This window comes from Streptomyces atratus (genome assembly GCF_040655115.1).
Classification (GTDB): Bacteria; Actinomycetota; Actinomycetes; order Streptomycetales; family Streptomycetaceae; genus Streptomyces; species Streptomyces atratus_D.
The window spans coordinates 329132-341034 of sequence record NZ_JBFAJH010000001.1 but is presented as its reverse complement, the minus strand read 5'-3'; the positions used below and the strand labels follow the sequence as shown (position 1 = coordinate 341034).

Here is an 11903-nt window from a genome sequence, read left to right as displayed (position 1 = left end):
CCCCGGGCGGGTGGCGGGGCACTCGGACGAGTGCCCCGCTGTACTGCCGCCGGACCGTGCGTCAGCCGACGGCGTCCGGCTTGACCAGGTCGGGAAGCTTGGCATCGAACATCCCGGCGAACTTGAGCGACGGCAGGATGTGGCCCTGGTTCGGGGCGTCCTTGACCACGTCAGCCGCCCAGGTGGACGCGGCGAGCCGCTGGTTCGGCGTGCCATGGTGGCCCGGGTTGTCGAAGCCGCAGTCCCCGACCTGATAGAAGGACTTCTGGGCCTTCAGGACGCGGTCGGTGTTGAGCGCCTCGCCGCGGGCGTGGGTCACGTAGTACGTCCCGAAGGCATCTGCCATGAGCTCGGTACGGCGGGTGGCCTCGGGGCCGTTGAGGTCGCCCGCGAAGAGGTCGTCCTCATACTGCACGTGGTGGCCGAACTCGTGGCCCACGATCGCCCGCGGCGCGACATCGCCCAGTCCCACGGCGTCCATGCCCTGCAGGATGCCGTCGCCCACGATGATCCGGTCGGAGATGCCGGTCGGCTCCGGCTCGCGCTCCTCGGTGTAGGCGAATGCGTTGAAGCTGAAGATCGGGTTGGCGCCGCCCTTGAGGATCGGTTCCATGTTGACCAGTTCGATGAACATGTTGGCAAGGTCGAGCTTGTCCTCGGGGGTCCCGCCGTACAGCACGGCGAGCGTACGGGCGACCCGCTCGGGGCTGGAGAAGATATCGGCCCCGTGCAGAGGTACCAGCTGGATGTCCGCCGAGTTGATGTCCCAGAAGCGCTTGAGGTTCTTCATCTCGGTGGGGAGCTTCTGGGTGTACTCGCCGTTGACACCGAAGGTGTTCGAGCTTGACTCCTCGCCGAAGATCAGCGCGTCGTAGGTCGGGAGGTTGAAGCCGTCGAAGATCGAGAGCATAAAGATGGTGAACGGGTCTTCGGCGCCCATGAGAAGGCTGCGAGCCCAGGTCTTGAGCTCCGTCGACTGGCACTGGTGGTCGTCGGGGTTGATCACGCTGTCGCGGATCGCGCTCCACCGCGAGTCGTCGATGCCGTACTTCGCAGCGGCTGCCTGGGCGCGGGACTCCCAGTCGGCCGGCAGTTCGGCCAGGATCTGCTCGGCAAGGGCTTTGGCCCGCGGGGTCGCCGTGGAGCTGTCGATGGCCGACTGAAGTGCCTGGCTGGCGACGCTCGTCGTCGGGATCCTGTCGGCGGCGTGCACAGGAAGCGCCGCACCGAGCGCACAGGTCGCGGCGACTGCCAGACTGGCCGCCAGGGAGAGGGTCTTCTTCACAGGGGCTCCTTTTCGAGGCACCCGCAGGTGTATCCGCGGGCAAACCCAGTGTGTAAGCCCCGTTGCAGGCTGTGAATACCTTCCGGCTGACCGGAACCGGCAGTGTCTGAAACCTGACAACCACGTCAACGGCTGCCGACCGTCCACGCCGTCACCAGCCTCACCGCCGAACAAGCCGACTGGAAACACGCCTGTGCCGATGGCCAGTCCGGCCGTGACCGGGTTTGGCGCCACGGTCAGCGCGGTCATCGACGCGCTGAACGCCGTTCCGCTGAGGTCTGTGGCGAACTTCGAGGGATTGGCCTTGATCATGACCGCGTCGTACGTGGCCATATTCGCCACGCCGTAGGCGGTCGCCGCGACACCGCCGACGACACCCGCGCCCCGAATCCATCCGGCGGCCTTCGCGGCGTTCGCGAGGCCGCCGTTCTGCGCGACCTTGACGAGGTTGGCCTCCGCCGCCGACGGCATGAAGAAGGCGCCGTTCCGCATGTACCCGCCGAACATGGCCGCTTCGTCGGACCCGGTGATGGCGTTGACCATACCGGCCCGGTGGTGCGCCACGACTACCGGATCGGGGTCCCGGACGTGCTCGGTGATCCGGTGGCGTGGGCAGAGGTCCTCAACACGGACAGGGCCAGGTACGGCGGCAGCGACATCCACAGCGCCGGGCCGCTGAAGCCCCAATCGGCGGGCGCGCACTCCAGGCCGAGCAGCATTCTTCTGACCCTGCCGCCGCTGGCGACGGTGTGGCTGCAGCCGGTGTGACGCAGCCGCCGGGCTTGCGGGGGGATGTCCCGCGAGCCCGGCGCCGCCGCCGACCGGATGCCTCAGCCGCCAAGTGCCTCGACCGTGCTGGCCCAGGAGTCGGCGCCGTGCCCCTGTGCGATCGCGCGGTCGGAGACGGACTTGATCGCCTGGAGCTGCGACGTGTCCAGTCCCTTGTCACGAGCGGCGTGCAGAAGGTGGTCGACACTGGCGGTCATCATGGCGAGGTTGGCACCCACGCCGTCGTACTTCCGCGCGTCGATGTCGGCCGCCGTCCCGGTCACGATCGGCGGCAGGATGCCCACGATGGTCTGCAGATACGGGGCAAGGGCGGCAGCGGGGATGTTCTCGGCCCTGGCCAGCGCGAAGGCATGGACCAGTCCCGCCATGCTGCCGTAGAAGAAGTCCAGCATCGCCATGTCGTACGCGGCGGCGAGGGCGTGGTCCGGGCCCAGGAACGGGGCGTTGGCACCGAGCGCCTTGAGCACGGTCCCGTACGTGTCGTACGCGCGCTGCGAGCCTGCGTAGAAGATCAGCGCATCCTGGGTGCCGATCACCTCGATCGGCACCATGATCGCGCCCTCCAGGTAGTCGAGGGAGTGCGCGTCCGCCCAGGCGGCGGCGGTACGGGCGCGGTCCGGGGTGTCCGAGGTGAGATTGACCAGGACGCGTCCGGCGAGCGCGTCCGTCAGCGGGGCGAGGATCGTGTGCGCCGCATCGTGGTCGACGACACAGACAACCACCAACTCGCTCGCGCGTACCGCCTCTTCGGCCGATGGAGCGCGGACCGCGCCCCGGGCGACGAGCTCCTCACCCTTGTCGGTGGAACGGTTCCAGACGGTGGTGGGATGGCCGGCGTCCAGAAAGGCGCCGGCGAGTGCCCGGCCCATCGCGCCCAGGCCGATCACCGTGACGGGGGCAGGCGCAGGCGTCTTTGTCATCGCAGAAGGTGTCATGCGCATCATGCTCATCGCCATGACCCGGGCCCACAAGAACCGACTTTCACGTCGGATACGCACCGGAAGGTAAGCAACAGCTCTCGGAGAAACGGGGAGAAAGCTCAGAACAAGCTCTGGTATCGGGCTTCTTCGGGTTGGGCGGGCGTCAGGCGGAGATATCCCTCGCATACGCACATTCATCCGGAGCATGTCCGGATCGGGGGCTGCCATGTGGACCGCACTCACGCTCATCGACTCCGCGGCGGCGCTGCTCACCGCCGCCGCCTGCCTGGCCCTGTCCGGGCGGCGGTTGCTGCCGTGGCGGCGGCGGGCGCGCGCTTCCGAGCTGGGTCCGTACGATGCGGCTTTCCTGGCGGGCGGGCCCGAGCGGGTGGTGGAGGCGGCGCTCCACACCCTGTGGGGCAGTGACAACAACGTCGTGATCGGGTCGGGTGGGCGGCTGCGGTTGCCCGAGCCCTGGACGGAACCCGAGCATCCGGTGGAGCGGGTCGTGATCGACAAGTGGCGGACCTCGGGCTCCACGACCCCGACGCTGCTGCGGGTACGGGCGGTGCGGGCCGGGGCCGTACGCGAGATCGGCGACCGGCTCGTCCCGTACGGTCTGCTGCTGACCCCGTCCCGCGCCCGGGCCCGGCTGTTCGCCGCGCGGGTCCTGGTCGCCGTGGTGTGCGGAACGGTGGTCCTGGCCGCCTTCGCCGTCCCGCAGGGGCTGCGACAGACGGCGCCGTTCGTCGTGGTGGGCGCCTGCTGCCTGGCCGTGCGGATGCTGTGCCCGGCACCGGGCCTGCTGACCCCGGCGGGCCGACGCCGCCTCACAGCGATACGCGCCGCCGAGCCGTGGGCGTCGGCCACGCTCGGAACCGTGGTGTTCGACGGGCGGAGCGGGCTGCCGGGCGAGCGCCGACGCTCTCGGCGGTGGGACGGGGGCGGGGGGCGGCTGCCGTCGGTGGGACGGATGCTGATCAAGTACGGGAAGGCACTGGATTCGGACTCCGACCACGAGAACGCGGACACCTACGGGAGCGACAGCGGCCACGGCTCCTACGGAGCCGGCGCCTCGCACGGCCCCTCGCACGACGGAGGGGGTCACCACCACAGTTGCGGCGGTGGCAGCAGCTGCGGTGGCGGCAACTACTGAGCACTGAGGAAGCTGCATCGTTGCGCGAAAGGCTGAGGAGCGCCCGTCTACAGCCTGCTGCCCCTGCGTAGCGAGGACAGAACCAGTCGCCCGTAAGGCGTCGCGAGCGCGGTTGCCGTTGCGGCGACGGAGAGCCCGAGAGCGACGAGCAGGTGCGAGAGCGACTCGTCGCCGATGACCTGGAGTATGCCGAGCGCGGTGCCGAGCGGCAGGCCCAGAATCGTGAGGATCCCCAGGGCGCCGCTGATCTGCTGGCTCTCCTGAGTCTGCACGAGTCGGCTGTAGTCGGCTGCCTCGGCCAAGATTTCGCCGAAGCGGTCCGGTAGTCGATGCTGCCGCTGGAAGGCGAGCAGCAGTTCGTTGGCCGGACCGTGGGCGGTCAGGTGCTGACGCCAGTAGGTGCTGCGGAAGACCGCGATGTTCCGCTCCAGCATTGCGACTCTGCGCGCCAGATGCGTGGTGTCGAAGACGTCCGAAAGTTCGTCGGTCAGCTCGTCGATGTGGTCGCGCTGGAGGGACCCGAGCAGCAGGGCGTCGAGGTATACGGTGCGCGAGTGCAGGGCGCCGAACGCGTAGAAGTCACCGTCCCCCGCATCGGCACGATGGCCGAGGAACGCGGCGCCCTGCCGGAGCACCAGGGCGCTCCAGTCCGCCGAGATACGCACGGCGCTGCTGAGCTCTGCCGCGGCGGTCTCCGGGGCAAGCGGGAAGTCGGCCGGGTTCGAGCGTGACGCCAGCTGCCAGAGCCAGCGGTCGGCCGTGGCCGGCAGTGGCCCTTCGTGGCCTGCGCGCAGCGCTGGAGTGTGCTCGGCCTCGGGAGTGAGAAAGGCAATGGTGTAAGGGCGGGCTATGGCGAATGTGCCTGTACCGCTGGTGACTTCCGCGATACCCGCGAGAAGCTCGCCGGAATCCAGCGGGCCTGTGAGCGTCGCGGCGTCGCCGTCGGTGATCACTCGTCCCGCTATCGCGCGCACCACAGGCAACAGCGGCCTGTGCACCGTGAAGTGGAGCACTGCGAGAGCGTGTTCAGGATTACGGGCGGTGGCCGTACGGAGAAGCTCCATACCGATGAGGTGCAGGCCGTTATGAACGACCGACGCCGACCGGTACCAGCGTCGGGGCCGGCCAGGCGCGCCGTATAGGACTCTCGCGGAGGCCGGAGCGAAATAGGTTGCCCGGGTCGCAGTATCGGTGCGACGGCTGCCCAGCTCGAAGGGGAACGGCCCCTCGGCCCAGTCGGGAGTCCGCAGCAGACGCACCGGGACGACAACTGTCAGCTCCTGGCGCACACCGGTGATGGTTTCGAGTGAGGGGGACACGGCAGTCATCCGTAGTACTCGGACGGATCAGGCTGGTCGAGGCGGATGACGAACTCGGCCCGGTCGGGGCTCGCCGAGACATGGAAGCGGACACGCTCACCGGTACGGATGGTGCGGAAGCCTTCAGTCACGATCTGCCGGTAATCGAATCCATAATACCGCTGGTCCTCGTCGTCTCGGACGATGTACGAACCGAGCGTGCCGTTCACTCCCCCGCCACTCGAACGCCTGTCGACAATCGTGCCGTGACGCGGTTCGCCACTCATGCCACCGTCTCCTCGGTATCGGTGATGTCCTCCACGCAGCGGAAGCCAACCGCGTTGCTTCCCCCGCGTTTCCGGTAGAGACCCTTACTGCTTGCCTGTACAGCACGCATCGGGTTGTCATAGCTGCCGCCGCAAATGACAGCCTCACCCGGATCACCGAGGCTGGTCGACGTCCATTCCCAGCAGTTGCCCACCATGTCGCCGATGCCGAACGGAGAGCGGTTTCCGGGCCGTTCGTCCGATGGCGTCACCCATGCCCGGCGGACGGCGTCGCCTGCGAACTCCTCGTACCACGCCTGGTAGGTGACGACAGGGCGCCCGACCCACGAGTCCGCACAGTTGATCAGTCCGTCCCGGGGCTCGTCGCCCCAGGGAAACAGGCGGCCGTTCGTACCACGCGCAGCGGCTTCCCACTCCAGGGAGGTAGGCAGCCTCTTGCCCTCGAACCCGGCGAAGGCGTACGCGCTCCACCAGTTGACGCAGACGGCCGGGTACGAGTCGTAGCGCGCGTCGGCGTAGTAGTCGGATTCGCGCAACCTGTCGATCCAGGGGTGGTGCGTAACGTTGGCCGGCTGGTCGGGATGGTCCCAGCTCGAGGTGCCATCGCTGTTGAGCGCTTGGAGGAAGCGCCGGTATCGCTGCACCGTCACGGCGTGGCGGTCGAATCGTACGGATCGCGGGACTCGACGGAGCAGTAGTCGTTCGGCCGGGCCGACCAGATACGTCCCGGCGGGCAGTACGCAGTCGTCGGTCGCGGGAGCACTGGGAAGGCCGGCGAGGAAGGCCCGAACCTGCTCGGTGAGGAAGGCGCCGCCCGGCACGTCCACTGCCGCGTCCTGGTTTCCGGCCTCGGCCAGATACCGCGCCGCAAGCAGTTCCTGGTACGCAGTGTGCACGAAGGCGACCTGATCGGGCCCTGCCGGACGCAGCAAGGGTGAGAGCACACAGGCGTCGAGCTCAAGGCGTCCGTCGGTGAACACGCCTGTCCCCAGCGACCGGTGCAGGTCGAGGAGGGAGAACACCGTCCGGTCGGCGAGAAAGGCGTGCCCGAAGCAGTCGGGCAGACGCTGCTCGATGCCGGCCTGTCCGCGATCGGCCAGGGTCCGGGTGATGTGCGTTCCGAGGATGTCGGCGAGGGAACGCCCCGGAGACAGCCCGAGCGACGCGGTGAGTCTCGTTTCCAACGGTGTTGCGTCAGGTTCGGCGAGGCGTACGAGGTGAAAGTGCGGGACCCTGGCCGGGTCGACTCCATTGGCATACATCTGCTCGACGAGCTGTTCGGAACGGCCTGCGCCGCTGTCCAGCAGCTGGCGGACCTGCGGCGAGTCGGCAAGGAAGGACACGCGCGAGCTCATGACCACGGCGGACTCCGCCGAGAGCACGGCCGCCAGATCCACGAACAGGCGCAGGAAACCGGCGGGGCTCGCCTCATCGACGCCCTCGTCGACGGCGTCGAGCACGCAGAGTGCGGTGCCTGAGCGGATCAAATAGAGAAAGAGGTCGTAGGCGCGGGAGCGGTCCGAAGCCATGGACGGTGCCAGGAGTCGCGCGGCGTACTCCGAGAAGGGTTCGTCCTTGGGCTTGAGTCCGAGGTCGAAGTAGAAGCGGAAACGGCGAGTGTCCGGGTTGACGGCCAGAGAGCGTAGAAGCGTGCTCTTACCACTCCCGGGGCGACCGGTGACCAGTACGTTCGCGCTGCCCCGGACAAGACGGGTGAGCAGCTCCGCAGCGTCGGCGGACTCCGTTGTCCGGGGCTCCCCGGTGTGCGGGTCGTTGGACAGCACGGCGGCGGTGATCGCCACGCGGGGCTCTGCGGGTGCGGCCATGGAGGATACGGCGCCGAGGTGTGTTTCGAGGTTGACGAGAGTGTCGACGAAGCCGTCGTAGCGGACGATCCGGAAGTCCAGTCCAAGCATCTGGTGGAGCGCCCCGGATGCCGCACTGTCGTTGTCGTCCTCCAGGACGACGAACCTGGTGAGCTTGGGCAATCGGGTACGCAACAACTCACCACCGCTGGAGGCGAGGACCGTGCTCAGATCGTCGGCGTCCCGGGAGAGCATGAGCTCCACGTACTCGAGCCGCATGCCCGATTCACGGCAGAACAGCTGGTAGACAGTGTCGGGACTGAGAACGAAGCGTTTGGCCTGCCGATAGCCGAGGGTGACGTACAGACCTGCGAGGAACTCACAGCGGCGGGCCACCTCGGGAGCCAGGTCCGGCTCTCCGCCGAGGAGCGCGGGGCTCCCCGTGTTCGTGAACCAGACCAGCACATCGACGAGGCGGCGCACGGCCAGCAGCCCGTCCTCGTCGCTGATGTCGTAGCCGTCGTGCGTGGAACGATTACGAAGGCGGCGGATGTCGTCCAGAGCGTCCATCACGGTGCTGCTTCGGATGTGTGGACGGCAGCGCTTGACGAGGTCGTTCAGCGCCTTGGTCGAAGGATCACCTTCGATGTTGTGGTGGCGCCATAACTCCTTGAGCAGCTTCTCGGTCAGTTTGCCGACAAGCGCGACAGCGTTCTCGGGATAGCCGTCGTCGAGGGAACGCAGAGGACGCTCGAGGTCGAGCCCGAGACGGTCCGCGATCCGTGCGTGATCGTCCAGTTCACCCCGGAGCCGACGCAGCCGCTCATCGACCACGGTACTCACTCGCCCTCACCTCGTTGATCCGGCAGTTCCCCGAGGACAAAGGCGAACCGGTCGGGAAACACAAGGACGGGCTCGGGGTGGGCGGCACGCATCTCCTCGATCCCCTTCTCGATCTCATGGTCGCTGAAGGTGGAGAGCAAGGACATGTAGCGAGCGCGCACCATGCCGAAGTACCTGTCCCGGTCGATGCGCAACTCGTGCTCGACGTGGGAGAGACCTGCCTCCATCCCAGCCGCTGTCAGGTGCTCCACGATGCCAGCGGGGTCGGGTTGCAGCTCTTCGAAGCGGCTGAGAGCTCTATCGAACAACGGGTACTGGATCGTGGCCGGGAGCATGACCACGAGCAGGCGCCCACCGGACGTCAGCCGCCCCGCCAGGCCGCGCAACGTCCGGGCCGGATCCGGGAGGTGGTGCACCGATTCCTTCAGCCACATCGCATCGAGCCGGCCACAGGGCAGGTCGACATTCCCCTCGGCGATATCTTCGGCTGAGGCAAGAACCGGTGCCAGACCGGGCGGGGGCGGCATCCCGATCTGACGAAGCATCGCCTCAGACGGATCGGCGCAGAGAACGGGACGGCTCGGCCGGACGGACTTCGCCACTTCGCGCGCGAACAGCCCTGTGCCGCAACCGATGTCGGCGATGCGGTCGTTGGCGGTGAGCCTCAGCGCTTCGGCGATGCGGGCCGACATCCAGGGGATGTAGTCCGGCCCGTATACCCAGTGCTCGTCGTACTCGGCGGCCAGTTCTTCATAGTGCCCTTGTACATCGCGCCGCTCCACGATCCCCCTCGCGCGTCCCAGGTCTTGATGTGGCGGACAGCGGCAGGCTATCGCGCCGTACAGGACCGGCAACACCGTGTAATGCGCCGCTCTTCCACTGCCGGTTCGGCGACGTCCGGCGGCGCAGCGAGCAGGGCAGTGATCCTCGTCAGAAGTTCATCCACGTTCGCCAGGGCCGGGTGATCAGCTCTCGGTACGTGTGGTGGGAGGGGTTACGCCCAGAGTGCGAGAGAGCCCATTCCTGCGGGGCGTCCCAGTCCTCCGCTGTGGCCGAGGTTTCTCCGCAGACGACGCACAGCATGGCGTACGTCTGCGGTTCGGCATCCGGTTCCTGGTTCGGCGCGAGGGTCCACTGGACGTGCCTCACGATGGCACGGGGCCTGCTCATACTCCACGCCTGGATTCGGCGTTGAGGGCAGCGAGTTGAGCGCCTTCCTGTGTCTGAGTCACGGGCAGGGCCACAGGCGGCCAGGGGCCCGGGACCGGCCGCGTTCCATCGAGCTGGTCCAATGCTCGGTACAGCACTCTCACCAGCCGGGCTCGCTGTTGCGCGTGTGCGAGGGTGGTCTGGCAAACCACCGACAGGCGGCGCTCCGCCTCCTGGAGGACCTGCTCGGTCACCGGCCGCAGCTCACTGTCTGTGGGCAGGGCCTCGAATTGCCGGCTGACTTCGGCGGCAACGATTCGAGCGTGCCCGGTGAGCACCAGGGCGATCTGCGCGCAGTCGCCCGCCCGCAGGCCGCTCGCGTCTTTCCGGGCCAGCATCGCGTCGGCCAGCGCCGTGATCGGTGCGCGGTCGAGCGGCAACTCCTCAGTCAGGACTGCTTCGGGGTCGTACAGCACGGTGTGGCTCACGACTGCGACTCCTCCGGTTCCAGGCCCATGGCCAGGTCGGTGGGGTCGGTGGCGATGACGAACAGTCCTCGCTGCAACAGCCAGGACCGTTGCGCGTTCCAGTCGTTCCAGCGGTAGGCGATGTGCGCGAATGAGGGGGCGATGATCCCGGTGATCCGGCCGTCGTCTGCCGCTTCGCGGATCCGTGTCCAGCCTGCCCGCAGGTCGGTCTCCTGATCGAGTGGCCCGGTGTCACTCACCGCACAGTCGGCTGGGACGGCCCAGCCCCGCGCGTCCGCGTGCGCGGCCAGGGGCGCCAGCACCAGGTTCTCCACGCCCGGCACCGGGACCACGGCGTACAGCGCAACCGTGATGACCTGGGCGACGGTGGCTTCACCCGCTGTCGGGGCTTGGCGGGCCGTAACCCTCCTGCGTACCTTCGACGGTAAGAGCCGGGCGGTGTTGTTGCGGCTGGATGAGTTCGGCATAGGAGCCTCCCCGAGACGTTTGTCGGTGTACTCCTAGACAACCGCGACACGTTCGGGTGGGCTCAGGCCAGATTCCGGGCATCACCGGGGCAGGGACCGGACAGTTTTACCAACAGGAGAAAAGCGGCAGGACTACCGTCTACGCCACGACCGGCACATGCGGGGGACCTGATGGGCAGACAGCGAAACGCCCGGCTCGAAGCACTGATGGCCGAGTACGGCCTCACGCACCAGGGCTTGGCCGACGAGATCAACCGGATCACCGCGCAGATCTTCGGAGAGAACCACCCTCACAATTGCACCGACCGCCATGTCAGGCGCTGGATCAGCGGCGAAGTCCACTGGCCCTGGACCCGCTACCTTCAGGCCTTGGAACAGCTCTTCGACCGTCCGGCGCCGGCGCTCGGGTTCATCCCGAGGGGAAGGCACAGCGCGAATCTGCCCGCCCCGCCGCAGTTTCCCGCACCGACGAAGGAGGCGCCTGTGCGCCGCCGCCGCTTCATCACCGCGTCCGCCGCCGCGACGGTCGCCCTCGCCCTCAACATCGACGAAACTCCCCTGAGCGGCCGTCTGTCGATGAGCGACATTGCTCGTGCCCACGAGCGGATCGACCGCCTCGACGCCCACTTCAGCGCAATCGGCGGCGCACCTCTCCTGGCCGTCGCGACCGCCTACCTGGACCGCCTGACCGCCGCAGCCGACCACTGCACCTATGGGCCCCGCGTCGAACAGGCACTCCACACCGCGATCGCCGCCCTGTCCAGCTCCGCCGGATGGGCCGCCGACGACGCCGGGGACCTGGACGCAGCGCACCGGTGGCGCACCACCGCGCTGCAGAGAGCCATCCTCGGAGCCAGCCACCGGGCCCAGGCCCGTGCGTGGTCCGATCTTGCAGTTCACGCCCGCCGCGGCGGCCACCACCGCGAAGCCCTGCGCATCAGCCAGACCGCCCTGACCAGCCGCGAAGCCCGCCAGGACCCACGCTACGCGGCCCTGCTGCAATCCCGGCTGGCCATCGGCCACGCCCGCACCGGCAACCGCCCGGCCGCCGCCCGCGCCCTCCTCGCCGCCCAGACCGCACACGACCGCATCGACCCGACCGAACCCGCACCCCGATGGCTGAACTTCCTCACCACCGCCGAGGTCAGCGGACTCGCCGCCATCACCCACCAAGCCATGGGACACCTCGCCAACGCCGAGACCGCCACCTCTCAGGCCCTCACGCTCCTCGAACCCGGCCTGCGTCGCAGCCGCGCGTACTACAGCGTCCAACTCGCCGAGCTCCAGATCGCCCAGGGCAACACCACCGGCGCCAGAACAACCGCGGCGGCAGTCGACACCTCGCAAGTCAGCAGCCAGAGCATCACCGGTCGGCTCGCCGCTGTCCACCACGCCCTCTCCACCGCATAGGAGAAC

At 68.2% G+C, this 11903-nt stretch carries 12 protein-coding genes and 1 pseudogene; 4 read left to right on the top strand and 9 right to left on the bottom strand.

Annotation, left to right across the window (positions count from 1 at the left end; genetic code table 11):
- Positions 1 to 61: 61 nt before the first annotated feature.
- A complete protein-coding gene (locus tag AB0I23_RS01615) occupies positions 62 to 1285 on the bottom strand; it encodes a hypothetical protein (protein ID WP_359105852.1) in 1224 nt (407 codons plus the stop codon).
- Positions 1286 to 1499: 214 nt separating this feature from the next.
- Between AB0I23_RS01615 and AB0I23_RS01610 the strand changes: the two genes are divergently transcribed.
- Positions 1500 to 1634, top strand: coding sequence for a hypothetical protein (locus AB0I23_RS01610; RefSeq protein ID WP_359105849.1), 135 nt, complete (start codon positions 1500 to 1502; stop codon positions 1632 to 1634).
- A 185-nt stretch (positions 1635 to 1819) separates the two neighbouring features.
- Positions 1820 to 2053: pseudogene (locus tag AB0I23_RS01605) on the top strand (alpha amylase C-terminal domain-containing protein); the annotation flags it as partial.
- Positions 2054 to 2115: 62 nt separating this feature from the next.
- Here the strand turns inward: AB0I23_RS01605 and AB0I23_RS01600 are convergent.
- Entirely contained in the window at positions 2116 to 2994 is an 879-nt protein-coding gene (locus tag AB0I23_RS01600) for an NAD(P)-dependent oxidoreductase (protein ID WP_359105843.1), read from the bottom strand.
- A 205-nt stretch (positions 2995 to 3199) separates the two neighbouring features.
- On the opposite strand from AB0I23_RS01600, the gene AB0I23_RS01595 reads away from it, so the two are divergent.
- Positions 3200 to 4150 (top strand): TIGR04222 domain-containing membrane protein, encoded by a 951-nt coding sequence (locus AB0I23_RS01595; protein ID WP_359105840.1) that lies wholly within the window; start codon positions 3200 to 3202, stop codon positions 4148 to 4150.
- A gap of 47 nt (positions 4151 to 4197) precedes the next feature.
- On the opposite strand, the gene AB0I23_RS01590 is transcribed toward AB0I23_RS01595, so the two are convergent.
- The 7 genes from AB0I23_RS01590 to AB0I23_RS01560 all read right to left on the bottom strand — a co-directional run bounded on the left by AB0I23_RS01590 (position 4198) and on the right by AB0I23_RS01560 (position 10487).
- On the bottom strand, positions 4198 to 5478 hold the full coding sequence (locus tag AB0I23_RS01590; protein ID WP_359105838.1) for a hypothetical protein: 1281 nt from the start codon (positions 5476 to 5478) through the stop codon (positions 4198 to 4200).
- Positions 5475 to 5735, bottom strand: a complete 261-nt coding sequence (locus AB0I23_RS01585; protein WP_114246738.1) for a hypothetical protein — start codon at positions 5733 to 5735, stop codon at positions 5475 to 5477. The genes AB0I23_RS01590 and AB0I23_RS01585 overlap by 4 nt, the downstream gene beginning before the upstream one ends.
- Complete coding sequence (locus AB0I23_RS01580) at positions 5732 to 8383, bottom strand: SUMF1/EgtB/PvdO family nonheme iron enzyme (protein ID WP_359105836.1); 2652 nt, start codon at positions 8381 to 8383, stop codon at positions 5732 to 5734. The genes AB0I23_RS01585 and AB0I23_RS01580 overlap by 4 nt, the downstream gene beginning before the upstream one ends.
- The gene (locus tag AB0I23_RS01575; RefSeq protein WP_359105833.1) at positions 8380 to 9165 is read right to left on the bottom strand and encodes a class I SAM-dependent methyltransferase; all 786 of its coding nucleotides are present in this window, start codon (positions 9163 to 9165) and stop codon (positions 8380 to 8382) included. Before AB0I23_RS01575 ends, AB0I23_RS01580 begins: the two co-directional genes overlap by 4 nt.
- A gap of 148 nt (positions 9166 to 9313) precedes the next feature.
- Complete coding sequence (locus tag AB0I23_RS01570) at positions 9314 to 9553, bottom strand: DUF7848 domain-containing protein (RefSeq protein WP_359105831.1); 240 nt, start codon at positions 9551 to 9553, stop codon at positions 9314 to 9316.
- Positions 9550 to 10020: a restriction endonuclease gene (locus AB0I23_RS01565; protein ID WP_359105828.1), complete on the bottom strand. Its 471-nt coding sequence runs from the start codon at positions 10018 to 10020 to the stop codon at positions 9550 to 9552. The genes AB0I23_RS01570 and AB0I23_RS01565 overlap by 4 nt, the downstream gene beginning before the upstream one ends.
- Positions 10017 to 10487, bottom strand: a complete 471-nt coding sequence (locus AB0I23_RS01560) for a hypothetical protein (RefSeq protein ID WP_359105825.1) — start codon at positions 10485 to 10487, stop codon at positions 10017 to 10019. The genes AB0I23_RS01565 and AB0I23_RS01560 overlap by 4 nt, the downstream gene beginning before the upstream one ends.
- Before the next feature lie 171 nt (positions 10488 to 10658).
- Here AB0I23_RS01560 and AB0I23_RS01555 point away from each other — a divergent pair, with 171 nt between their 5' ends.
- The gene (locus AB0I23_RS01555; RefSeq protein WP_359105823.1) at positions 10659 to 11897 is read left to right on the top strand and encodes a hypothetical protein; all 1239 of its coding nucleotides are present in this window, start codon (positions 10659 to 10661) and stop codon (positions 11895 to 11897) included.
- Positions 11898 to 11903 lie beyond the last annotated feature (6 nt).

Coding starts and splice junctions, on each gene's coding strand:
- AB0I23_RS01555 (WP_359105823.1), top strand. CDS start 10,659: ATGGGCAGACAGCGAAACGCCCGGCTCGAAGCACTGATGGCCGAGTAC.
- AB0I23_RS01560 (WP_359105825.1), bottom strand. CDS start 10,487: ATGCCGAACTCATCCAGCCGCAACAACACCGCCCGGCTCTTACCGTCG.
- AB0I23_RS01595 (WP_359105840.1), top strand. CDS start 3,200: ATGTCCGGATCGGGGGCTGCCATGTGGACCGCACTCACGCTCATCGAC.
- AB0I23_RS01600 (WP_359105843.1), bottom strand. CDS start 2,994: ATGACAAAGACGCCTGCGCCTGCCCCCGTCACGGTGATCGGCCTGGGC.
- AB0I23_RS01585 (WP_114246738.1), bottom strand. CDS start 5,735: ATGAGTGGCGAACCGCGTCACGGCACGATTGTCGACAGGCGTTCGAGT.
- AB0I23_RS01590 (WP_359105838.1), bottom strand. CDS start 5,478: ATGACTGCCGTGTCCCCCTCACTCGAAACCATCACCGGTGTGCGCCAG.
- AB0I23_RS01570 (WP_359105831.1), bottom strand. CDS start 9,553: ATGAGCAGGCCCCGTGCCATCGTGAGGCACGTCCAGTGGACCCTCGCG.